The organism is Mycoplasma testudinis ATCC 43263, from assembly GCF_000687795.1.
Taxonomy (GTDB): Bacteria; Bacillota_I; Bacilli_A; order Mycoplasmatales; family Mycoplasmoidaceae; genus Mycoplasmoides; species Mycoplasmoides testudinis.
Genome location: NZ_JHXT01000003.1, coordinates 57,508 through 81,987, shown reverse-complemented (window position 1 = coordinate 81,987; position 24,480 = coordinate 57,508). Strand labels below are relative to the sequence as shown.

Genomic DNA, 24,480 nt, shown 5'->3' with positions numbered 1-24,480 from the left:
AGTATTTTTTATTTAAAATGAATAAAAAAATGTAAAAAAACTATTTTTGGGTCCAATTTCCTGAACGCAGATGTAATTTAGAAAAAGTTTGAATGTTTTTAGGTTTTTTTGTATTAGAATTCATATTGTTCCTGTTAGAATGGTAGTAATGGAATAACTGTGTAAATTAGACATCGTGTTAAAATTCAAATAACTAAGGAAAATTAACGATGGCTAAGAAAAAAACTCCAAAACCACCAAAATCTGACAATTACCGTAAAGTTATGGATCAATTCAACCAATTGGTCTTGGATAACCCTGATATTTTTGATGAAAGTAGTGCTTCTAGTTTAATTAAATCAATGACTGAAGTTTTCTCAGAACCATTAAACGCTATTTTAAAAACTAAGATGAAAGAACATTTGGGTCGTGATGAACACGAACGATCAAAAGATGCAAATTATCGAAATGGATTTACCGAAAAAATAGTAACATCTTCAGTAGGTAAAATGCAAATCAAGACTCCCCGTGACCGGAATAATTTATTTAACCCAATCATCATTCCAAAAAGACAACGCGATATTCTCGAAATGGAAGAATTGCTAATTCCTTTGTCTTCCAAGGAACTAGCCAGGAAGACATCAGCGACATCATAATGAAGCTTTATAATAAATCTCTAGATCAAGCAGCTATCAGCCGAATCACAGATCGGGTGTTAATAGATTTAAAAGAATTTCAGAACCGCCCCTTGGATAAAATTTATCCGTTTTGATACATTGATGCCTTTAGATTTCATTCTCGGGAAGACGGTCAAGCCAAACTAGTTTCAGTCTATGTAATTTTAGGAGTCGATCTAAAAGGATATAAGCATGTAATAGGCTTATATATAGGCGAAAACGAAACATCTAAAGAATGATTAAAGTTTTTTAATGATTTAAAACAGCGTGGCGTTGAACGCGTATTAATGGTCATCAGCAATAATCTGACAGGAATATCAGAAGCAATCAATACTGCATTCCCAAAAGCGATGATTCAAAAATGTGTTGTCCATCAAGTACGAAATTCTTTATTACGCGTTTCGAATTACGATATGGCCAGCCTTCTCAAAAGATATGAAAGCAATTTACAATGCTCGCGATATTAAAGAGGCCGAAGACAATTTCCAATTTATTTAAAAAAAATGGGGAAGCTAAATATCCAAGAGTAATCAAATCTTGAACAGACAATTGGGAAGAGTTAACTTGCTATTACCAATTACCTTTTGAAATTAGAAAAATGGTTTACACAACTAATGTAATTGAAAATATTAAACGCCAAATTCGAAAAGTTATTAAAACCAAAGCTATTTTTGTAAATAATAAGGCGATTCTTGAAATCGTTTATCTTGGAATTATGAATTATGAACGTAATAATCGCCAAATGAAAGTTAGAAATTGACAAAACATAATCCAGCAACTGGAGATATTATTTGATATAGATTTACAGCCTGAGTAGTTTAAAAAGGCTTGTATTAAAAGGTGATAGCGAGTCACTTATTTCAACATTTCAATTAGTGAAAAAATGGAATTTTGAATAAGCATTTCCATTTTTTTGTATACTTTTAACAACACGATGTTAATCGCTTATTAGAAGTGATGGCATTTACACACTTAAATCATTACTTCCTCTAACGAAGTTGAATTAACAGAAGAAGATAAAGAAAGGGATTATTTTGGGAAGTATCATTTTTTAAAGTTTAATGATAAATATTTAAGCATCAAAGAACAAATGACCAAGTTAACAAATCAATATGATTTGTGAAAATTAAAGAATGATCAGAACCCTGAACCTCTAAAACCAGGATCGTATGGTGTCTTAATACTGTGCTTGATTATTCCTTTAGCAGCATTTTTTTATCTTTTATGTGTCATAAAAGCAACACAAAATTATGTGATAAAACTTCCGAAATATTTAAGAATTAAAGAAGAATTAATTCAAGAACACAAGGTAATCTTTCAAGAATTACAAGTATTTAAAGATTCTGTTAATAAATAAATAAATGTCAAGTATTTCTAATTTTTATTGTCTTCAGGTTTGAATAAATCAATTAAATCTTCGACTGATAATGTTGATAAAACATTTGTATCGTCGTTAACAACCATACTAGCTAAATGTTTTTTGGATTCTTGGATTTTTACAATGCGTTCTTCAATAGTTTTTTCAGCGATGATCCGATACACTTGAACGGCTTTGCTTTGGCCAATTCTATGAACTCGGTCTGTTGCTTGATTTTGGACTGCAAGATTTCATCATAAATCATAATGAATAACAATTTCAGCGCCAATTAAATTTAATCCAACACCACCTGCTTTTAGTGAAGCAATAAATACAGGCGTTTCATCATTATTAAAAGCATCAACATATTTCATTCGATCTTCTTTTTTAGTATCACCTTTAAGAACATAAAACTGAATGTTTCGTTTTTGCAATTCTTCTTGAAAAATATCAATCATTCCTAAAAATTGCGTGAATAATAAAATTTTTTGTTTATTCTCAATTGCTTCTTCGACCAAATCTAAACAAGCCTGTAATTTTGCATTTTCTCCATTAAATGATGGTATTTTAAGTGTTGGACTGCAACAGATTTGTCGTAATTCACTAATTAATTTGAAGATTTCAAAACGAACTTTAGAGGCTTCATTACTTGCTACTAATTGCTTTAAATGCTGGTATGTATCTTTTTGCTTCTCGTCATAAATTTTTCGATGTTGGTCGGATAACTCAACAACAAGGTCATTCTCAGTTTTTGGAGGTAATTCTTTTAAAACTTTATTTTTAGTTCTTCTTAAAATAAAAGTATTAATCTTTTGTTTTAAGCGGTCAACAATGACCTTGTTTTCATCACGAACAATTGGTCGTTCATAGTCTTTAATAAAGTCTTTACTTGTGCCAAATAATCCAGGTAAAATAAAATCAAAGATTGATCATAATTCTAGAAGCTTATTTTCAATTGGTGTTCCAGTTAAGGCGTATTTTGTTTGGCCATTTAATTCTTTAATGGCAATCGAGACTTTACTTGTATGATTTTTAATGTTCTGAGCTTCATCTAAAATAATAATTTGGTAAAATTTTTGCTTATGAAATTGGATATCATTGCGAAAATAAGCATATGATGTAATTTCGATATCAGATTTGTTTTTATTAATTATTTTTTCTCTAGTTTCTTGATTACCCCGAATAACCTGAATTTTTAAATCTGGTGCAAATTTTTCAAATTCAGCTTTTCAATTTAATAGTAAAGAAGTTGGAGCAATTATCAAAGTTGGTAATTTAAGATTATCTTCATGATAAGCTTGAGCAATTAACGATATTGCTTGAACGGTTTTTCCTAAACCCATATCATCGGCCAAAATTCCGCCAAAACCGTGATGTTTTAGGCTTTTAAGTCAATAATGGCCTTCTTGCTGATACTCCCGCAAGATCGTATTAAATGGTGGTTTGATTTCGGTTTTTTCAAAGATTAAATCTTTAAAGGTTTTAAGAATGTCTAAAACAGATTGGTCTGCATATTGCGCTAATAATTTGCGGTCGTTTTGAAACGCAAGTAATAAATCGAAAACCCGAAACTTTGGAAAAACATAAGTTTCATTAACATCATTTTTTGCTTTATAGTAATCAAACTTTGATCAGAATTCAAAGAAATTTTTATTACTTTTATCTGATAAAACATAAAAGCATTCGTCGGTTAAGACAATATCATTATGGGAATTGTATTTTTTAGCAATTTCACTTAATTCAGCAATTGAAGTTTTCATTCCTTTACATTTGATAATTAATTCATTTTTGATAATTGAAATCTTTTCTAAATCTTGATAATCAAATTTCAGATTCTTGTTAACACAAAGATTTTTTGCTAAATCATATTCGATTAAATCTGATTGATCAAAATTTTCATATTCATCAATTAATTTAAAAATCATTTCTTTTGTTATTTGAGAAACTTTCGCTTTATTGGCCAGTCCTTTCAGGTGAACTTTATATTCGAAATAATTCAAAACAGCTGCTTCATAAACTAAATTACGTTCTTTTTCATGGCTTGATTCGCTGTTGCTTACTTTAAATGGTGACCCGTTGTTATAGTAATGATATTCAACTTTTTTCTCAAACTTTTGATCAGTTTGGTTATATTTAAATTTAACAATAAGTTTTGGGAAATACCGATCTATTTTGATTAATGATTTATTTTCGTCAAGAATATAAAACTCTTTAATTTTTTTATGGGCACAATAAGAATAATAAGTAAAAAAACTTCGATCATAAATATAAAAATTACTCTCATTTAGAAGTATTCTTGATAAAGTTCCAAAGTTTTCTAATACATTTAAAGTGCCATCTTTAGTTATTTTTGTATTAAATAAACGAACTCATTCCTGGTTTAGATTGATTTCAAAATAGATCCTTAAATAATTTGCCTTTTCTTGCTGACAAATAACCCTTGTTTTAGAAGATGAAGAAGAAACAAAATTGAAACATTGGCTTTTTGCATTAAGAAATTTAATAATTTGTTTTTTTGTTCCATTGATTTTAAAATGAGTTCCGATCTGAGTGACAATTCTAGAAACATCTGAAGAATATATGCTAATAGTTTCTGTTTCTATCTTAGGTCTGCTGAAAAATTTGTGATCTAAAATATCATAACCTTTTTCATTAATGATGAGTTCAATTAGTTTTAAATCAACGTCATTAAAGGCGGATTCTAAAATTCAATATTCTTTATATTCTTCATCAAACAATTGGACATATGAATTAGCTTTATTTTCTTTGATTTCACTAAACATTTTTTTAGTCGGAAATACTTGAAATGGTTTGAAATCGTCGATTTGAACAAATAAATAAGCGTTAGCATATGTTTTATCTCATTGACTATCAGAAGGCTTATTTTTGAAAATAAACCTACTATGAGTACATTGCACAATTCCTGGTTTAATTTTTTTATTGGATATTTTGTTTGTATTTGAGTCGTCAAGTTGCTGTATTTGTGATTGTTTTTCATAGTTGTGTTTTTTAATTAATTTTTGATAATCATTTTCGTTCTTAATTAAAGCTGCAGCTAAATGCATACATTTATTGGATAAATAAATTTGTCTGGACTTTGGACAATTACATTCATATTCTTGAATTTTTCTTGAATGATCTAAAACTATTTTGATTTTGTAACTTTGTTTTCTTCAGTCCGCATACCAATAAGTTAAATGATCTGCTGTTGTTGTCAGTTGAATGATATTTTCGTGATCATTAATAATTTTGCCTTGCTCATAAAGTGCATCATTTCTAAGATAATCTTTAATTTCTTGTTCAGTCATATCAATCCTTAATTAGTTATTGTCATATTAAAAATGCTTATCATTAAGATAAACACAAAAAATAAGCCCAAACATAATGGACTTATTTTAAAATTTAGGATTTAATTTAAATAATTATTTATTAATACTGCGTTTTGTTTTAACCCTTCGGATTTGGTCTAAGCTTTTTTCAATAACTTCGTTAATTGCTGTTAAGACATCGTCGGCTTTTGCTTCACTTCGAATAATTGAGCCTTTAATAATTGGCGTATTTAACCGAACGGTAAAACGGTTTTCTTTTTCATATTTAACGACTTCAGCTTTAATATTTTCAACATCAACCATCTTAAAACGCAAGATTTTAGACAATTTAGTTTCAAAATGAGATGTTACAGCATCTGAAGCGCTGCAATCTTTTCAACGAATATTTAACATAACAATTTCTCCTAGAGTTTATAAAAGATTCTTTTAGCAACAATTTCAGCTTCTTTTTTAGAAGCTAGGGTTTCAATTACTTTAAAAGCGAATTCAAATACTGAACCAGCAGCTTTAGCAGTAATAAAGTTTCCATCAACAACTACATTTTTAGCACTTTTATCTAAATTAGGACCAATTTCGCTACTATTTTCGGGATAACATGTTACCTTATGTTTTCCTAATAAGTCTAATTTGCTAAAAACAGCAGGGGCTGCACAAATTGCTAATAAGTAGCGTCCGTCTTCATTAAAAATCTTTAAATGATCAACTAACTTTGTGTCTAAAACAAATTTATTTGATCCTTCACCGCCTGGTAAAAAGATGGCATTATATTGTTTTAAATTAGTTTTATCAATTGTTTGGGTACATTTAATGGATGTTCCATTAGATAAAGTAACACTATTCTTTTTTTCAATGGAAATCAAGTCCACAATGAAGTGGGCACGTCTTCATAGATCAACAGGAACTATTAATTCCATATCTTCGGATTTAGTTGCAACAATGGCTGCGATGCGAATTTGACGTTTCGATGGAGTCGAACGCGATTCTTTTGATTTATTTTTTTCTGAATTTGATGGTGACATATATAAATACCTGTATAATAATTTTAACATGTAAAATGATTAAAAATTCGATTGATTTTTTTATAAAAAATATTTTTTAATATATGATAATCGTTTTGAATAAACTGCAGTCGATGTTCGGAGAATGACATTTTTTAGTTTCTAGTAAGAAATTAATAGGAAATTTTAGCACCTTTTGATTTCTTTAATTATTGTCCAAAAACAATTAAAGTTTTTTAAATTTTGAATTTAAAGTTTTGATTTAATTCCAAATAATCTTTTTACAAGATTATGCTTTGACATGAAGTCGTAATTTTTAAAACAGATAATGTGCTAAAATTTAATATCTAATTATGGCAGATACTAAACGTTCTTTTATTTCCAATATCCTTTTCAAAACAAAAGATGTGTTTTTAAAACACAATACAAAAAAAACTGTATTGGTTAAAGTTTTAACATTTGCTTTAATTTTCACTGTTGTGATGTTAATTGTATTTTTATTGCGTAACCGGTTTGCACCGTTTGTAACAGAAGCTTTAGTTTTAAATCCTAATTTGGGAGTTCATGTTGAAAACAGCGGCTTTATTAACATCTTTTTAATTTTTAATACCGGAATTGGATTTGGTAATTTAGCTGAACAAACTGGAGCGGTTTATTTCTTGCAAACACTAATCATGATGATTATCATTATTTGACTACTATTTGTTGATACACCTGATTATATTGTTTTCTTAAGTTTAATTGTAAGTGGTTCATTTGCTAACATAATGGACCGGGCTTCATCATTAAATACTTTTGGAATTGCTAATGCGGTGTTGGACTATTTTCAATTTTGGTTTGGTGGTGCAATCTTTAATTTTGCTGACTCTTGTATTGTAGTTGGCTTTATTGATATTGTTATCACTTATGTGGTTAGATTAATCATCCAAACCCGTAACGATGCCAAAGATCGAAAACAAGAACAAGATAAAGCCCAACGCGAAAAGCAAAACCAAACAACTGCAAATTCTACTATTGAAAAGGCTCCCAAGATTGACCATGATGTCTTCGCATAATTTTATCTTAAATGAACCAATTAAACGACTTGACGTTTATCTAACAAATCAATTGAATCTTTCAAGAACCAAAGTGTCTTATTTGATTTTAAATGGACACGTTAAAGTTAATGGAACCGTAGTTTTAAAAAACAATTTACCAATTAAAGCAAACAATAAAATTGAAGTAAATTACGATCCTAGCATTTTTAATACCCAAAAAGAAGCAATTGTTCCAACATCAATGGAATTAGATATTGTTTATGAAGATGAATATCTAGCTGTTGTTAATAAACAAAAGGACTTGATTATTCACCCAACAACACACGGTGAGAAAAATACCTTAGTTAACGGGCTATTACACCACTTTTTAAATAATGAAAAATACCCTAAAGCTGAAAAGGTTTTTATGGTTCATCGTTTAGATCGGGACACAACTGGTCTAGTTATAGCTGCTAAAAATTATGAAGTTTTACAAAAACTCCAGCAGCAACTACAAGTTCGAGAAGTCAAACGCTTTTATTTGGCTATTGTTAATTTTCCTTTTAATGAACTAATGGGAACGATTGATGCGCCGTTAGGTCACATGGGCGATGATAACTTAAAATTTTGTGTTGTTAATGCCAAAAACCCCAAGCGGGCCATCACCAAATTTTATGTATTAGATCAAAACGCGAAACACGCTTTAATCAAATGTGAACTATTAACCGGACGCACTCACCAAATTCGGGCTCATTTAGAATTCATCAACCACCCAATTTTGGGAGATATCATGTACGGTTTAAAAGGTGAATTGAAAGATCCATATAAACAATACTTGCATGCTTATCAACTTGAATTTAACCATCCGATTACTAAAAAGAAGATATTTTTGGAAGCTCCATTAGATCAAACCTTTCAAGACAAACTGCACGAATTGAATTTAACAATCTTTAAATCTTTGGAGAATTTAGTAAATGAAAAAATATAAACTTTTTTTTGATAGTTCCTTTAAAAACTTGAATTTATGCTTATTTGACAAGACTGGAGCTATTTTAGATTCATTTAGTATTCCAACTAAAAATAATTTAACAGAAATTGCTTTAGAACATTTAAATAATTTTCTTGTTAAAAATAAAGTCAAAAATAAGCAAATTGAAGCGTTTTATGTCACTAAAGGTCCAGGCAGTTTTACGGGTGTAAGAATGGGGTGCTTAGTCGCTAAAACGTGATGTTTAACTAATTCAGATTGTGAATTGTATGCCATTAATACCTTACGCTTACAGGTTCAACATACAAACGGAATCAGTGTGATCGATGCAAGCGGTGATAAAGAGTATTACGCGATTTTCCGTAATGGAGTTGGAAAAACTGTTGTTGGAGATAATACGGAATTTGAAAAGGTTTGTAAAGCTAATTTAGATTTACCGCTTTACAAAGATTTTGAAAATACGAATATCTTTGAATCATTAATCTCAAACCTTGAGAATTTCACGAAGATTGAAGATTATAATAGTCTTGAACCATTGTATGTAAAACCAGCAGTTTAATAAGTAACAAAATGAATTTTGAAATTTGTTAATTGATCTTGATCGACGTTAAACGTTGCATACGTTGGTAAATTTTCTTTGTTTCTTGGTAATTGTAATGACCCTGGATTAATGGTAATAACATTATCAATAACATCATAGTCTTGAATGTGCGAATGCCCATAAACCATTACATGAGGGGAATATGGTTTAACAAATTCGACTAAATTTTCTTTTCAGCGGGCGTTATCCCATCGTGAACCACATTGGTGGCCATGTAATAAAACAAATTTTAAGTTTTCAATTGTAAAGGTTTCAATTTCATTACCAATGTAATCGTTGTTGCCAGCCACTCAATAAGTGGCATTATCGATCATAATTGTTTTTTTTGTACAGTGATCGCCACTATGCAAAACAATATCAGGCTTTTCAATTTCAATGATTTGTTTTCAACGTTCATTCATACCATGGGTATCAGACACACTAAGGACTTTAGTCATTTTCTTTGGTCAATTCCTTTGCTACTTTTTGCTTTAATTCGATGGCCACAGCTTTGGGAATAATTTGGGCCAACTGCTCAATTGAAGCTTCATCAATCTTATTTATTGTATCAAATACGCTTAAAAGTTTTTTTCGCCGAATTGAACCCAAATTTTTAATATCATCAAAAATTGACGTTAATGCAGACTTACGTTGGGTTTTTCTAAAAAAACTAATAGCAAAACGGTGGACCTCTTCTTGCATATTAAGTAAGAAGAAATATAAACTGCTTGTTTTATCTAAAGCAATTTCACTTTGATCGCTTAATTGGATAGCTCGAGTTTTGTGGTGATTATCTTTCACTAATCCAATCAAATTAATTTTATCAACCAGCATTAACTGGCTTAATGCCTTTTTTGCCGCATTGATTTGAATCAAACCGCCATCGACAATAATTAGGTCCGGAAAGCGTTTTTGTTCTTTTAAAAGCCTTAAGTAGCGACGGTATATGATTTCATACATATAGTCAAAATCACTTCTGGAGGCTTGCAATTGAATTTTATATTTTCGGTATTCTTTTTTATTAGGAATTCCGTTTTCATAAACAACCATGGCTGCAACCCGGTCAACATTAAAAATATTAGAATTATCAAAAATTTCAATTCGTTGTAAATCAGGAATCTTTAAAAGTTTACTTAATTCTTGGTTTGCTTTAGTTGTTCTTTCTTCCCGCAAAATGGTTGATGAATACTTGAGTTGTAATTCGTTACTAGCATTTTTTAAAGCCAATTCCATAATTTGCTTTGGTTTTCCTTTTTGAGGATTTAATAGTTGGACATCCAAACTTTTACTTAAAAGATCGCAATTTTCATTGTCTAAAGATACATAAATCGTTTTCGGTTTATAGTTTTCGCAATAATACTGGTATAAATACGTTGTTAACTGCTCATTTAAGGTGCCAATGTATTTGGTCACAACACTGTGTTTGCTTAAAAGCTTTCCATCTAGATAAGAAAAAATAACCAAGGCAACGTAATTGTCTTTGGTATCATATGCGACATAATCAGCATTGTCTTTATCAACCAGATTAATAAGCTGTTTTTTAGCAATAACATTAATACTGTTTTGCAACTCTAAATAGCTTTTAGCTTGCTCAAAATCCAGACGGTTCGAAGCGGCCTGTTCTTTAGCTTTTAGATCTTTTAAAATTGATTGGGCTCCCTTATTAAAAAAATCGTCAATTTGTTTTTTAACAATGGCATATTTTTGCGGTGTATCTTCATTAACACATTGTCCCATGCACATGTGTAAGTCATAATAAAAGCATTTTTTATTTTGCACATTTGCACATTTGCGTAAAGGAAAAATTTTTAATAATAATTTGTAAATATCATATGCTTTTAATTCGGCGCTTGCAAAAGGACCGTAATATTTTCCTAATTTTGGTTTGAATTCTCGGGTATATAACAAGCGAGGCTTTATTTCATTTGTCACTAAAATATATGGATAACCATTATTGTTTTTTAATAAAATGTTGTAATGGGGCTGATGCTTAAGAATTAAATTAGCTTCTAAAATTAAGGATTCATTTTCATTCTTAACGACAATAAAATCAACATCAGCAATTTCGGCAACTAACTTTGAGACTTTATAATCTGCTGCCTTTAGAAAATACTGGTGTGTTCGGTTGTATAAGTTTTTGGCTTTACCAACATAAATTACTTGATTGAATTTATTTTTTCAAAGATAACATCCAGGAGCTTTAGGAATGTTTTGTAATTTGTGATTTAAAACTTGGTTGTGAATTGGCAACATTAATTAACACTTTTTTGTTAGTTATTTTTGATCACTTAAAGAAGAAAATGGAATTGCAGATCTTTTTTCTTCAATAGCTTGCAATTCTTTTAAAGCCTGTTCTACGGTTTTAACTGGTTTAACTGATAGAACTTCTTTTTTAGTATCTTTGTCTTTGCTGTCGAAAGTATCTTTTGATACGTCTATTGGAGGCAACAAACTTTTAGTTAAGTTTTCTTGGGAAGTTTGAACAATTACTTTTTTCTTATCTTCATCTTTTGGTTGGTTGTTTTTTTGTTTTGTTTTTTTTGCTGCTTCTTTTACAGTTTCTGTTTCTTGTTTTGCTTTAAGTGGTTCGATATCAAAATTGACGTCATCGGGATGATTAATCAATTCTGAAGCAACTACCACTGGCTTATTTAAAACAGTTTTTCGATCTTTAAGCATTACATAGCGATTCAATAATTTTTGTTCAATTTTAGTTTTTTGTAATCCTGTTGCAAGAAATGAAACACCGATTAAATAAACAAACACTAAAATTAAGAATAAAGTGGCAAGCGCCTTAATTCAAGTATATTCTGAAGCAGCAAAAGCAGGCCCGCTAAATCCGGTTGGATTACCATTACTATCTAAAATTACAGCAGGAGTATTGTACAAAATGCTAAATAAGAATAAACCCATAAAGCAAACCCAATAAATCATTCCAAAAGTATTTGCAATTTTTAAGGCAACACTTTTGTGGGGCGGAACGTAAGTGATTAAATGCTTGTTATAAAATTTTTGATTCGTACTTAAAAAAATGAATCACGGCAAAGTAAGGATTGCTAAAACAATAATTAAAATAAGAAAGATTCCTAAAGGATTTAAAGTCACACTATTGTTTGAAAGGTCGTAAATAAAATAATAATTTTTTACTCCCTCAAGTGAAATTGAAGTAGCTTGATAGCCGAAATACACAAGCATCACAATAACAAATGAAATTGTTCATTGGGCTAACAAAATCGCTGCTAGAATAATTAAAGCAACTGGTTTTTTAGAAATTTGCGTTGAGTCTTGGTGAACTTTAGCTAATCCGGTTTGAATTGTCATTAATACCATGCTCTTTCATAAAAGATTTAATAAAATTAATGTCTTATTATATATTAATCATTTCGTTGCTTCTTATAAGTCTTATTTATCTTTTAAATAAGCATCACAAATTTGGGCATAAATTTGATTATATTTAGTGCCTTTGAGATAAGTTTTTTTAGTTTTTATTGTTCAAAGACCCCATTTTTTATCTATTTTTAAATAGTTTGTTAAATGTAAATAAAAAGTATTGGATTTAACATGAAAGTATTCACAAAAGTCTAATTCGTGATTTTTAAAATAATTTATCATTTCCCGGTGTTTTTTAAATAAATAAGCATATTTAAATTTTTTGTTGAACTGGTAAGTCAATTTTAATAAATTTAAATCAAATGAACTGATAATAACCTTTGTATAAATTAAAGGTTCGAAGCGACTTATAATTTTACTAAAAACTTTAACATATGTTTCTAGATTAGCAGACTCATTTTTTAGTTCGAGATTTATTAAAGTAAATTTATTAAGATAAGCATCTAAGAATTCTTCGAGAGTCAAAATTGTTTGTTTTGGCATTTCCTTTTTAAAAAAAGCAGCATAATTAAGTTTTTTAAGGTCTTTTAAATTACTTTGATTGACACTTTTTTTAATTCCGGTAACTCGTTGGGTGTTATCATCGTGGATTATTACAATGTGATTATCTTTTGTTAATTGCAAGTCTAATTCAACTCCGTCAAATTTTGCTGCAACTGCTTGTTCAAAAGCTAAGGCCGTATTTTCGGGATATTTTTGACGATACCCGCGGTGGCCTATAATTAGTTGTTTTGTTTTATTTTCCATTTGTTAAACCCCGAAATTAAATGATATTAATTTTCCCATAATATGTCCGTTATGTATTTTTTAAAATCATAATTTTAAATTTGAAATCTGCTTGAGATGATATCAAGAATTAAAATTGCTGTGTTATAATTTTTCGGTTTATGTCACCATAGCGCAATCGGATAGAGCATCAGTTTCCGGAACTGAAGGTTGCAGGTTCAATTCCTGTTGGTGACGCCATTAAAATTTAACTTTACAAAAAAAGTATTTATTAAATTAAGCATTCATTTGTTCCCAAACATGAATAAATGAATGCTTTGTTATTTAATAATTGAATTCTAATAAAAAAATAATCCACCATAAAGCAAATTTTAATAACTGTGACTCCAGTTTAAAATTTTATTAGGATGTATAATTTAATCATTAATTAATGGTTTTTATTATGTTAAAGAATCTAAAATTCAAGTTTTGCTCAGTAATCTTTGGTTTCGGCGCTGCATCAATTATTATTCCTACTGTTATTAGCGCTTGTGCAAATACAGATTTTAAAGATGTTTCACCTGTAATAAGTGGTCAAGATGCTAGAATAATGGCATACTTCAAAGATTACAATTCAGATTTAAATCAAGTTTTAGATGCGAATGCTAACGAAAATAAGTCTAAACAAATCCTTTTAGATATTTTCAAAAAACGTACTAATGACATGTTTGCATATGAAACTAAAATCAATGCGATTATTACAACTGACAATAAAAACAAAAACGATGATGCTTTAATTAAAGCATATAGTACCTTGTATAATGATTTTAAATATCAGCAAATCTTACCAAGCCCTAATGATGTAAACTTACCAGAAGCCGTTATTAAAAATAAAACAAAGGACCAAATTAATCAAATAAGTAAAGAGCATCTTGGGTTTTTAATTGAACAATATAAGCTTATGAATGATTCGGTAATTTTAGTTAATATTGTTAAACAATTAGATAAAGGTCCAAATGGGATTGCTGATATTGATGCTGATACTCGGAGTCACATTACAAGTCTAGTTGATAATATTTTCTTAATTTCAACAAACGATTATCATCTTCCAGTTAACCAAATTTTTGATGCGGCTGGATCATTTTCGCTAGAAAACAATAAATTAGCTCAGCAGTTAAATAATATTTATGCTCACCAAATTTTATTAAATTTACCGTTTACTTTTGATTTAAACAAAGTGTAATCATTTCTTGATAGTAACAAGAAAGGCTATTCAAAATAGCAAAATTAAATATTTTATGGATTTTTGAGAATTTCATTAATAATTCATGTATCTATATACAATATTATAAGAGAGAAGACTTTTTTAGGTGATTTTTATCGCTTAAAAGTCCTGAAAATTATTATTAATATATATATTAATAAGGAGAAAAACGACACGATAGGGTGTTTTTAAGTTCGTTTATTTGAGTACAATTTTAGCGTAAGTTAGTCCAGTGCACTAACAAAATTCCTTATGGGGGTAGAGCTAATGAAACACCCAAAAATTAAAATTAATCGTAAATCTAGCTTGTTTGCTTTAGGAATCCCTTTTATCCTTGGTGGCAGTACCGCTGCTGTAATTACCAATGTTAATCATGATCAAACATCCTTAAAAGCAAATCCGAATTACGTATTAACTAATCAAGACGCTACTTCAATAGCAACAACAGCAAGCCCTAAATCAATTTTAGTGGATGATAAAAACGGATCAACCCTTAACTTTGGAAGTTCGTTCATTCGATTAAATAATAAGGAAGTATACGATCAAACAACTAATACTTTAAATTTGAAAAGCGTTTTAAGTGTTTATGATCAATACGCAACGATTGTTCAAGCTATTCCTTTAGATTATGGGTATAATCACCTCAGCTTAATTAATAATAATGATATTAGTCAAGGAATCATTGTTTCTAATGAAACTGGAAAAGCCTTATGGTTTGGCGTTGATTTAATCAACAATAAGATTATTAATAATCCCAAAATTGTTAACGTTCCAGCCAATTCCATTAGCGTTGGCGCCAATTTCAATGTAACTTCAGGAGATTTAACAACAAATGATGCTGTTGTAGTCAGTACAATTGCTAAACCGTCAACCACTAATTCAGATAGTTATTTACTGGATATCACTGTAACAAGTGTGAAATCACAAAATTCTTACCACGTACAAAACATTAAAACAATTGCTAATGCTTTTAATTCAATTAGTGTTGTCGATAGTTATGCAATTGGAACTAATCTTTATTTAGGAATTAATTTTTACAATACCAATAACCAAAATTCAGCAAAAACTGCCGTTGGCAGTGAATTAGTATTATTAGATAGTAAGGGATTTGTTTCTGGTGGACCTTCATTTGTGTTACCATTCCAATTGAATGCATTAACATTTGATTCAGAACACAATTCTTTATATGCGCAGTACTTTGATTCAATTGATAATGTGGTTAGAATGTGAATGTTTGATACTAGCCAATCTGACTTTTTTGCCCAATTAGGAATTATTCCTAAAAGTAATCTGTTTACTGATTTAACTTATGTTCCGGGTGTTGGAGTTGCCGCATTAAATGCTTCTAAAACCCAAGTACAATTGTTTGGCTTTAAATCCAATGCACCAGTAAATGCACCTGATTTTAGAAATCCAATTGCCACCTTCCAAAACGATTTCATGCGTAATAATGGCTTTTTAGCAAGCGATTTACTATATAACCCGTTGACTAAAAAATTCAATCTGTTCTATAGTGTTGATGATTTTGTCGACGGAATAATTCAATGAAACCAAAAGGCAACAACAACCGATAATAGCGGTTACGCCAATATGGTTCCTGTTCACGTTGACTATCACAAGTTAATGAAAACCGCTAGTGCTCAAAAATGATCAAACACGTTTGCATCTGTTTATGCCAAAAGCCAAATTGCTAAGTCATTTTCTGACTTTTTAATAATCCAAGGTTATTATGATCAATTATTAAAACAAAATCAATTAAATAAGGATGATAGCTTTAATTTATCTTATACCGCTAACGAAAATCTCGGCCAACTTAACATTAATGTTACAGCCAAACCTTTGAATGCACCAATGCAAATTCAATTATTGAACACTGCAATTACTGGATTTGAAAAAATAACTCCAGATCAAATTAAAGCAAACATTAATCATAGTTCAGTTTTATTTTCAAAAACTCCTTCAGAAGTACAAGCATTATTAGCAGACCCTGCTACAGCAGACCAAACTAAGATGGACGTCTTTAATTTATTTGGCTTTGATCAAAAGTATGCTCAATTACCATTTACTGTAAAAGTTTTAAATTCAACAGTCTTAGGAAATATTAACTTTGAAATTAATTTTGATACGGTTTCAGTCCCTGGTGTTAGTAATAATCAACCACTAGAAACTAATCAAAGTGCCATTCTAAATAATCAGGCAGCAGTTACAACTTCAAGTTCCTTAAACTTTTCGAATGATTTCAAACTTTCAGTTGAACGATGGTTTATTCCGGTGATTAGTACTCTAGCAGTTTTAATTGTTGTTGCCATCGGGATCGGTTTGTGATTTGCCTTTGGTAAAAAACTGTATGCTAAATATTCCGTCCGTTCCAAAGAACGAATCATGGAAGAATTTAGTCCATTAGAAGTTTTAGATAAATCTGAACCAGTTGTTAATTTATCTCCAAGTTTAAAAACTGCTAATAATTTATCGATGACTTCAATTACAAATGTTAATGGCAACCAACTTAAGGTTCGTTTCCGTGAAGAAACCCCGTACATTCGTAAGCGTGAATTTGATAAAACTTACAATCGCGTGGTTATTGATCCAAGCTTATACAAGTTCCATGAAAAATTGGCTAAATACCAAATCAATTGAAACCCTCGAATGAAACTTAAACAACCAATAAGTGTGATTTAAAACAAGAAAAATTAATAAAAAATTGGCGAGACCGCCAATTTTTTTATTGCTTTTATATGGAAAAATCCATCCGTATTTTTAAAAAGATTAAAATAAATGTATCTCAATTAATAAAAAATAATCGTTTGTGGGGTTTTAAATATGAAGTTAAATTATGTGGTTATTGATATTGGCGGTACCAATACAAGAGTAGCAGTAGTACATTTAAATACCGTTATCAAACGGTGAACATTTAAGACTAATGCCAAGAATGCAGTTGATTCATTAGCCCCAGTTATTAATTGTTTAAACACTTTAAAGGCCCATTATGTGGCAATTTGTATGCCAGGACCTAGTGATTTTAATAAAGGAATAGTTTTTAATTCACCAAATCTAACAGGAACTTGGTGAAACTTTAATGTGAAACAACATTTACTAAAAAACACAACTGTTAAGGATATTATTTTTGAAAATGACGCTAATGTAATGGCTTTAGGCAATCACCACGCGTACAATCTAACAAAACAAGATCTTACCCAATATTTTACGATTAGCACCGGCCTAGGCGCAGGACTAATTTTAAATAACCAGATTTTTACTGGGTACAACCATTTTGGACAAGAAGTTGCTCATGCCCCTATTGGAATCAATAAATCAAAGACACCACTAGGAATTGGTTCGTTAGAGTATTACGCTGCTGGTTCATGGATTGAAAAACAAGCTAAAAAATACGATTCAAAATGGACAACCAAAACTTTATTTGATAATTATTTAAATGATAAAGTTGCAAAAAAGATCATTAACCAAGGAATTGAAACTTTATCAAGAATGTTTGCAATTGTAATGGCAATAATCAATCCCAACCATTTTATTGTTGGCGGATCAGTAGCTCATTACAATTGGTGATACGTGCAAAAAGCTTTTGAACAGGCACAATCACTAACAGACAAAAACCAATACCAATTTGTGAAATTATTACCCGACAAATTTGGTGATGATTCAGCCCTTGTTGGGTTGAGTTATTTTTTAAAAGATCATTTCAAAAAGTAATTTGGAAAATGTTTTAAAATTTGCATAAATTTTTAAAAACAAGACATTTTTAGAAAATATTTTTCAAAATAGCTCGTTTTGTCACCGAAATTTAGGTATATATCTATACATAATGTACAAACTAATAAGATAATAAAATATAATTTATAAAGAATATACAATCGACACAACTGGACGATTAAGATAAGGAAAAGTTAAATGATTAAACGCAATATTCGAAAGTGGCTTTATTTTGGTAGCAGTACTTTTATGGCCAGTAGTATTTTAGTTGCAACAGTAGTTGGAACCTCTACGACTCTTTCAAAAAACCAATCAATTACAAATTCAATAAATGACCAATCAGATTTAAAACTAATTAATCATTCTAACGCAACAACAGCTCCAATCGGATCTGTTCGGGTCTATAAAAACACAAGCTTTAGTAGCCTTAACATTGCAGGACCAACAGGTGGACAATTAGTTCTTACTGGAAACCCTGATGCAGACGGTAATATCAGTGGAACTGGAATTAGCCGCACTGATTATTTCGGAAATATTTTATGAAGTTTTGATCCTAATATTCCTACTGATTTAGTTAGTGGGGAAATTGATTCTAACGGAAATTTGATTTCAACTTCACCTGGAGTTAACGACGTTTTTAAAAGTAGCATCGAAAACAAAATGGTTGTCGAAGCAAGACAAGATGCTAGTCATCCCAACATTTTCTATTTATTACTTTTACCAACTAATTTGAATCCAACAACGGTTCCAGATGTGTCTGAAATCAATAGTAATGTAGCTTTACAAGGAACTGTTGTTGTGTTAGCTGAAAACCTTGTCAACCAAGAAAGTCCTTACGGAATTATTAATGTAGCAAACATCACTCCAGATGACATGATTAAAAATTATCCGTCTTCTTGGACTAGTCAAGGTTCAGTTACAAATGGATCATTTACTGCAGCAAATCACCCCAATTATTATGATAGTGGATCAACGTCAGCGATTTCTTTACCTTGAAAAGTTTATATCACTTCGTTAGGAAATATGTACGCTGATAACGGAACACTAATAATGGCTGGTGGTAACGGAACTATTTTTAACTCTGCTACTGATAATGACGTGCTTTCAATGGGAATGTTCCGGATCAATTTTAATTTAGCTACAAATCAAACAGCTAGTAATTCAGTAGAGGGTTTTCCATACGCTTTGATTTTAAGCGGAATGACAAGTACTCCAACACCCACTTCATCACCACAGCAACTTTTTAATCTCCCAATGGGTCAAGATTCACAGTTTCATTACGTTCCAAGAATAGCTGTTTCTGGATTAGTTTCTGGTAGTGATCCATCATTAGGATCAATTAATAACTTAAGTATTGTCGGGACAATTACAATTGGAACTAATGCTGATCAAGATTCTTCGGCTTTTCCTGCAACTAGAACTGGAAATGCAGGCTATCCTACTCCAACTAATAGCCGTGTAGGAAGCAATTTTGTCACTTCTTCGGTTTTATCATCGGCGGCTGCTTCCGGAAACAGTTATACCGTTCAGACTATGTTTGGAACATACCTTAAACTATCAGCTTTAGAAGATTTAAAACCTTCTACAAATCCTACTGATTTCACATCAATAATGACGAATTCTAATGGCTTTGTTAATGGTCTTGCAAGTTTTGCATGAACAGTTCCATCTGGAACTTCTGCAGAACCTTTACATGCAATGCAATTAATGTATTCTTTGGCTAATTTTGGTGGGTTCAGTCCTCGTGATGTAGGGAATTTAATTCCATATAGTAAAACTAATGATCCTGAAGGAAACAATGCAGGATTGCGCTCTTATTATTTCCAATTTGGATCATGATTAATCAAAATGTACCAACCTGATGGATCATATAACCAACCAAACCGATCCCCAATAATTGTCTTTAGCGATCGTTCAGGTGATTTCATAACAACAAACGGAAGCTCTGGAAGTGCAAATTATTCCTGAAACGATTTTAAAGGGAGCTTTGTAATAGGGGCTGATACCCATTCATCTGGTGATACTACAATTATAGGTTCTGGATGATCAAGCGGAATTTATTACCAAAATTTAACTTCTTTAAATACTCCCACAAATAATGTTACTGCATTTGCAAGTGCTGCAGGTCAAGTTACAGGACCGACATATAATTTTGGTGGGAATTCTTTAATTCCTCAAAGCCTAAACAAACTTGCTGCTACCAATTTAAATGCTGTATTAACTACTAACGCAAATTTACAAGCAGATGTCCAAAGTGGGACTGATACTAATTTAAAACCTTTAACTTTTAGCAACAATACTTTAAGTATTGACACTTCAGCACAAAGTTCCATCGATCGTAGAAATAATGCCATTGGATTTGGACGCTTTAAAACTTCGAAAGAACTAAACCATGATTTTTTCACAAAATCAATTCAAACAATAACTTTGACACAACCCGGGAATATTCGAATTATTGATCCTCAATATCGAAGTGAGTTTTTTGATTTCACTCCACCAAACCGTCCTGATTTTAATAATGAAACAGACTGGCGCTTATTAGTCACTAGTTATGATGAAGCTAATCAAACAATGACATTACAGGCCCAAGCAAAAAACCCCTTGACAGGGCTATATACTCCAATCTCATCTCAAAATTCAACAGAATTTAACCAAGCTCAAGTAAGTGGATTTCAAGCGCTTCCAAACTCGACACAAATTATTATGGTTGTTGTTCCTGTTGTTATTATTGTATTAATTGTGATAATTGGGTTAGCAGTTGGATTGCCACTTAAATTTAAACGCTTAAAAGCTTTAGCAAAACTTGAAAATAAATAAAATAACTAAGTAAATCAAACTTTCGAAATAGTTATTTTTATCATAAATCAAGAACGCATTTCACAATAATTCTTACATCAGTTCCCCCATAAAAATCAGGTCGGGAATCAATAGAGGCAATGTATGGTTGTTCTTTTATATACCAGCGTTTTGTAAAATCATGAAGATATTTCATGACTACAACTTTTAATTTTTCAAAAGCTCTTTGAATAGCAGCATTCACAAAATTATCTTTTGCTATTTCTGTTAACCCGGGAGGTAAGTTTATATTTTCGTCTTCGGTTAATTCGGTTTCAGTCAACAAACCCATCTGATGCCTCTTATATTTAAAATAAATAATGAATGGATTAATTTTAATAAACTATTTTGTTATGGATAAGGAATTTACTTAATTGTCTCTTATCAAATTTTATCTTTATACAAAACAAGAAATTTAGAATATAATAATCACATTAAATAATTATCTTCAGGGCAGGGTGTAATTCCCTACCGGTGGTATAGCCCACGAGCCGTAAGGCATGATTTGGTTTGACTCCAAAGCCGACAGTAAAGTCTGGATGAAAGAAGATGAATAAACTTTTTTAAGTTTATTTTGCTCTGAAATGATGCGTCATTTCAGAGTTTTTTAATTAATTTACAAAATCAATTAATGAAGCCTTGATTTTATTTAATATTACAAATAAATTATGGAGCATAAATTGAACGATACAGAATATATGAATCTGGCCATAAAACTTGCCAGAAAAGGTAGTGGTTGAGTTAATCCTAATCCAATGGTAGGCGCACTAATCGTTAAAAATGGAAAAATTATTGGTCAAGGATACCACACTAAATTTGGAATGCCGCACGCTGAAATTGAAGCAATCAAAAATGCCACTGAAGACATCACAAAAGCAACTTTGTATGTCACTTTAGAACCTTGTTGTCATCAAGGCAAAACTCCACCTTGTGTCAATACGGTTATTAAATCAAAGTTCGCACGAGTTGTTATTGGAACAGTGGACCCTAATCCAATAGTTGCAGGGAATAGCGTTAAATTATTGCAGCAAAATAACATCCAAACAAGCGTTGGCATTTGTGAACGCGAATGTCAAGATATCATCAAAATTTTTAAAAAATTCATGCTTGAAAAAAAACCATATGTTTTAATGAAATACGCAATGACAGCTGATGGTAAAATTGCAACTAGAACAGGTAAATCGAAATGGATATCAAGTGAAAAAACTAGAGAGTTAGTTCATCATTTAAGACATGATTATTCAGCAATTATGGTTGGAATCAATACAGTTTTAGTTGATGACCCTTTATTAACGTGTCGTTTAAGTAATTGCAAAAATCCGATTCGCATTATATGTGACAGTTCATTACGCACACCATTAACATCACAAGTCGTAACTACTGCTAAACAAATTAAAACCATCATTGCAACTTGTCAAACAGATGTGAGCAAACATTTGCCTTATGTAAATGCTGGCTGTGAGTTAATTGTAGTGGGCTATAAAAACAATCATCTGAACTTAAAAGAGTTAATGCTTGAACTTGGCAAAAGACAAATTGATTCAGTTTTGTTAGAAGGTGGTGCAACTTTGAATTGAAGCGCTTTAGCTAATCAAATCGTTGATGCTGTTCATATTGATATAGCACCAAAAATTTTTGGTGGCAAAGAAGCTAAAACACCAATTAGTGGTTTGGGTATTGATGAAGTAGAACAAGCATTTGCTTTGAAAGACTGAAAACCGATGGTGTATGGCGAAGATATTATTATTGAAAGCGAGGTTTCATACCAATGTTCACCGGAATTATTGAAGAAGTAGGAAAAATTAAATCGATCACTAAAAAAGGCGATCAAACCGGATTAGTAGTTAGTGCTATTAAAGTTTTGGCTGATACTAAAATTGGTGATAGTATTGCTGTTAATGGTACATGTTTAACAGTCACTCATTTTAAGACGAATGAATTTAGTGCTGACGTGATGAATGAAACTGTTAATCGTTCATCTTTTCAAACACTTAAAATTGGAAGTTTAGTTAATTTGGAACGGGCCATGCAAATGAATGCCCGTTTAGGTGGTCACATGGTGGCAGGACACGTTGATGGGACTGGGCTAATCTCAAAAATTAAAAAAGACGCAAATGCAGTTTGATTAACAATCACTTGTGAACCTTCAATTCTTAAATATATTATAGAAAAAGGTTCAATTACCATTGATGGAATTAGTTTAACTGTTGCTAAGGTTAGTACTTCAGACTTTAGTGTTTCACTAATTCCTCACACTCTTTCAAATACTAATTTACACACTAAAAAAGTAAAAGATTTAGTTAATTTAGAAAATGATTTGATTGGAAAGTATGTTGAAAAATTATTGTTTTCAAAAACTGTTGAAATTGATTCTAAAGAAACAAAATCACAAAAAGTGACAAAAGATTTTTTACAAAAACACGGTTATTAAAAGGAGCATCTAAAATGAAATTTAGCGCTGTTGAAAATGCTTTAAAAGCACTTAAAAAAGGGAAATTAATTCTAGTAGTTGATGACGAAGACCGCGAAAATGAAGGGGACTTGATTTGTGCAGCACAATACGCAACAACTGCTAACGTCAATTTTATGGCAACTCATGCTAAAGGTTTAATTTGCATGCCAATGTCTCAAACTATCGCCACCGAATTACAATTCACCCCGATGGTTAAAAATAATACTGATAATCACCAGACTGCTTTCACAGTATCAGTAGATTATATTTCTACTACCACCGGAATTTCAGCACAAGAACGTGGATTGACAGCCCGAATGTGTGTAGATTCAAAAACTAAAGCCATTGATTTTCGGCGTCCTGGTCATATGTTTCCTTTAGTTGCTAAAGAAGGAGGCGTGTTAATTCGTAATGGTCATACTGAAGCAACTGTTGATTTAATGAAATTAGCTGGTTTAAAACAATGCGGTTTATGTTGTGAAATTATGGCACAAGATGGCACTATGATGCGCGGCAAACAATTAAAAGAATTTGCTAAAAAATATCAAATCCCATATTTATCAATTAAAGAAATTCAAGAATATCGGAAAATCAAGGACTGTTTAGTTGAATGTGTAGCGACTGTTAAATTACCAACAAAATTTGGCAATTTTATTGCTAAAGCTTATGTTAATAAAATTAATGATGAACACCACGTAGCTTTAATTAAGGGTGATATTACAAAAGGCAACAATATTTTATGTCGGGTACACTCTGAATGTTTAACAGGTGAAGTCTTTAATTCCTTACGCTGTGATTGTAAAGATCAATTCGAAACCGCAATGCAAATTATTGAAAAAAACCAAAGTGGTGTTCTACTTTACATGCGCCAAGAAGGTCGGGGAATTGGTTTAATTAACAAATTAAAAGCTTACCAATTGCAAGATAAAGGTCTTGATACATTACAAGCTAACGAAGCATTAGGATTTAAAGGCGATATGCGTGATTATTATATCGGCGCACAAATTTTAAGGGATTTAGGTATTAAAACAATGCGTTTATTAACTAATAATCCTGATAAAATTTATCAATTGCAAGATTATGGTTTAAAAATCATTAAACGTTTACCAATTGAAATTAAACCAAACCAGAATGATCACGCATATTTAAAAACGAAAAAGAAAAAAATGGGACACATTTTAAACTTAAAGGAGAAATTATAA

22 protein-coding genes, 1 tRNA gene and 1 riboswitch are annotated in these 24,480 nt (G+C 30.9%); of the genes, 15 read left to right on the top strand and 8 right to left on the bottom strand.

Annotated elements, in window-relative coordinates:
* Positions 1 to 209 precede the first annotated feature (209 nt).
* From T384_RS07630 to T384_RS0101290, 4 genes are all read left to right on the top strand, one after another.
* The gene (locus T384_RS07630) at positions 210 to 635 is read left to right on the top strand and encodes a transposase (RefSeq protein WP_027119519.1); all 426 of its coding nucleotides are present in this window, start codon (positions 210 to 212) and stop codon (positions 633 to 635) included.
* On the top strand, positions 635 to 1,123 hold the full coding sequence (locus T384_RS07625) for an IS256 family transposase (protein ID WP_027119518.1): 489 nt from the start codon (positions 635 to 637) through the stop codon (positions 1,121 to 1,123). Before T384_RS07630 ends, T384_RS07625 begins: the two co-directional genes overlap by 1 nt.
* Positions 1,108 to 1,473 carry a transposase gene (locus T384_RS07585; RefSeq protein WP_027119517.1) on the top strand — a complete coding sequence of 122 codons (366 nt, stop codon included), beginning with the start codon at positions 1,108 to 1,110 and terminating at the stop codon, positions 1,471 to 1,473. The genes T384_RS07625 and T384_RS07585 overlap by 16 nt, the downstream gene beginning before the upstream one ends.
* Before the next feature lie 273 nt (positions 1,474 to 1,746).
* Positions 1,747 to 2,013 carry a hypothetical protein gene (locus T384_RS0101290; protein WP_027119516.1) on the top strand — a complete coding sequence of 89 codons (267 nt, stop codon included), beginning with the start codon at positions 1,747 to 1,749 and terminating at the stop codon, positions 2,011 to 2,013.
* 17 nt (positions 2,014 to 2,030) lie between these two features.
* On the opposite strand, the gene T384_RS06905 is transcribed toward T384_RS0101290, so the two are convergent.
* From T384_RS06905 to T384_RS0101275, 3 genes are all read right to left on the bottom strand, one after another.
* Complete coding sequence (locus T384_RS06905) at positions 2,031 to 5,321, bottom strand: DEAD/DEAH box helicase (protein ID WP_052663399.1); 3,291 nt, start codon at positions 5,319 to 5,321, stop codon at positions 2,031 to 2,033.
* Positions 5,322 to 5,435: 114 nt separating this feature from the next.
* Entirely contained in the window at positions 5,436 to 5,735 is a 300-nt protein-coding gene (gene hpf, locus T384_RS0101280; RefSeq protein ID WP_027119515.1) for a ribosome hibernation-promoting factor, HPF/YfiA family, read from the bottom strand.
* A gap of 11 nt (positions 5,736 to 5,746) precedes the next feature.
* Positions 5,747 to 6,361, bottom strand: a complete 615-nt coding sequence (locus T384_RS0101275) for a DJ-1/PfpI family protein (protein WP_052663398.1) — start codon at positions 6,359 to 6,361, stop codon at positions 5,747 to 5,749.
* A gap of 332 nt (positions 6,362 to 6,693) precedes the next feature.
* Here T384_RS0101275 and lspA point away from each other — a divergent pair, with 332 nt between their 5' ends.
* Genes lspA through tsaB form a run of 3 tightly spaced genes read left to right on the top strand, consistent with a single transcriptional unit; the run spans position 6,694 to position 8,903 of the window.
* Complete coding sequence (gene lspA, locus T384_RS06900) at positions 6,694 to 7,395, top strand: signal peptidase II (RefSeq protein WP_052663397.1); 702 nt, start codon at positions 6,694 to 6,696, stop codon at positions 7,393 to 7,395.
* Positions 7,382 to 8,344 carry an RluA family pseudouridine synthase gene (locus T384_RS0101265; protein ID WP_027119513.1) on the top strand — a complete coding sequence of 321 codons (963 nt, stop codon included), beginning with the start codon at positions 7,382 to 7,384 and terminating at the stop codon, positions 8,342 to 8,344. The genes lspA and T384_RS0101265 overlap by 14 nt, the downstream gene beginning before the upstream one ends.
* Entirely contained in the window at positions 8,331 to 8,903 is a 573-nt protein-coding gene (gene tsaB, locus T384_RS0101260) for a tRNA (adenosine(37)-N6)-threonylcarbamoyltransferase complex dimerization subunit type 1 TsaB (protein WP_027119512.1), read from the top strand. Before T384_RS0101265 ends, tsaB begins: the two co-directional genes overlap by 14 nt.
* On the opposite strand, the gene T384_RS0101255 is transcribed toward tsaB, so the two are convergent.
* From T384_RS0101255 to T384_RS06065, 4 genes are all read right to left on the bottom strand, one after another.
* On the bottom strand, positions 8,900 to 9,382 hold the full coding sequence (locus T384_RS0101255; protein ID WP_027119511.1) for a YfcE family phosphodiesterase: 483 nt from the start codon (positions 9,380 to 9,382) through the stop codon (positions 8,900 to 8,902). The genes tsaB and T384_RS0101255 overlap by 4 nt on opposite strands.
* On the bottom strand, positions 9,375 to 11,177 hold the full coding sequence (gene uvrC, locus T384_RS0101250) for an excinuclease ABC subunit UvrC (protein ID WP_027119510.1): 1,803 nt from the start codon (positions 11,175 to 11,177) through the stop codon (positions 9,375 to 9,377). Before uvrC ends, T384_RS0101255 begins: the two co-directional genes overlap by 8 nt.
* Positions 11,178 to 11,198: 21 nt before the next feature.
* Positions 11,199 to 12,245: a hypothetical protein gene (locus T384_RS0101245; RefSeq protein ID WP_027119509.1), complete on the bottom strand. Its 1,047-nt coding sequence runs from the start codon at positions 12,243 to 12,245 to the stop codon at positions 11,199 to 11,201.
* 81 nt (positions 12,246 to 12,326) lie between these two features.
* Positions 12,327 to 13,061 carry a glycerophosphodiester phosphodiesterase family protein gene (locus T384_RS06065; protein WP_036498694.1) on the bottom strand — a complete coding sequence of 245 codons (735 nt, stop codon included), beginning with the start codon at positions 13,059 to 13,061 and terminating at the stop codon, positions 12,327 to 12,329.
* Positions 13,062 to 13,203: 142 nt separating this feature from the next.
* Here T384_RS06065 and T384_RS0101235 point away from each other — a divergent pair.
* The 5 genes from T384_RS0101235 to T384_RS0101215 all read left to right on the top strand — a co-directional run bounded on the left by T384_RS0101235 (position 13,204) and on the right by T384_RS0101215 (position 20,808).
* A tRNA-Arg gene (locus T384_RS0101235) sits at positions 13,204 to 13,280 on the top strand.
* A gap of 202 nt (positions 13,281 to 13,482) precedes the next feature.
* Positions 13,483 to 14,262, top strand: a complete 780-nt coding sequence (locus T384_RS0101230; protein ID WP_156933100.1) for a hypothetical protein — start codon at positions 13,483 to 13,485, stop codon at positions 14,260 to 14,262.
* 288 nt (positions 14,263 to 14,550) lie between these two features.
* Positions 14,551 to 16,962, top strand: coding sequence for a hypothetical protein (locus tag T384_RS0101225; protein ID WP_027119507.1), 2,412 nt, complete (start codon positions 14,551 to 14,553; stop codon positions 16,960 to 16,962).
* Between the two features lie 141 nt (positions 16,963 to 17,103).
* The gene (locus tag T384_RS0101220) at positions 17,104 to 17,991 is read left to right on the top strand and encodes an ROK family protein (protein ID WP_036498690.1); all 888 of its coding nucleotides are present in this window, start codon (positions 17,104 to 17,106) and stop codon (positions 17,989 to 17,991) included.
* 198 nt (positions 17,992 to 18,189) lie between these two features.
* Positions 18,190 to 20,808 carry a hypothetical protein gene (locus tag T384_RS0101215; protein ID WP_027119505.1) on the top strand — a complete coding sequence of 873 codons (2,619 nt, stop codon included), beginning with the start codon at positions 18,190 to 18,192 and terminating at the stop codon, positions 20,806 to 20,808.
* Between the two features lie 37 nt (positions 20,809 to 20,845).
* Here the strand turns inward: T384_RS0101215 and T384_RS0101210 are convergent, their stop codons facing one another.
* Positions 20,846 to 21,118, bottom strand: a complete 273-nt coding sequence (locus tag T384_RS0101210) for a hypothetical protein (RefSeq protein ID WP_027119504.1) — start codon at positions 21,116 to 21,118, stop codon at positions 20,846 to 20,848.
* A 148-nt stretch (positions 21,119 to 21,266) separates the two neighbouring features.
* Positions 21,267 to 21,381, top strand: a riboswitch (FMN riboswitch).
* A gap of 125 nt (positions 21,382 to 21,506) precedes the next feature.
* Between T384_RS0101210 and ribD the strand changes: the two genes are divergently transcribed.
* Genes ribD through ribA form a run of 3 tightly spaced genes read left to right on the top strand, consistent with a single transcriptional unit; the run spans position 21,507 to position 24,480 of the window.
* Positions 21,507 to 22,622 (top strand): bifunctional diaminohydroxyphosphoribosylaminopyrimidine deaminase/5-amino-6-(5-phosphoribosylamino)uracil reductase RibD, encoded by a 1,116-nt coding sequence (gene ribD, locus T384_RS0101205; protein ID WP_027119503.1) that lies wholly within the window; start codon positions 21,507 to 21,509, stop codon positions 22,620 to 22,622.
* The gene (locus tag T384_RS0101200; RefSeq protein ID WP_027119502.1) at positions 22,595 to 23,257 is read left to right on the top strand and encodes a riboflavin synthase; all 663 of its coding nucleotides are present in this window, start codon (positions 22,595 to 22,597) and stop codon (positions 23,255 to 23,257) included. Before ribD ends, T384_RS0101200 begins: the two co-directional genes overlap by 28 nt.
* 14 nt (positions 23,258 to 23,271) lie before the next feature.
* Positions 23,272 to 24,480, top strand: a complete 1,209-nt coding sequence (gene ribA / locus T384_RS0101195) for a GTP cyclohydrolase II (RefSeq protein WP_027119501.1) — start codon at positions 23,272 to 23,274, stop codon at positions 24,478 to 24,480.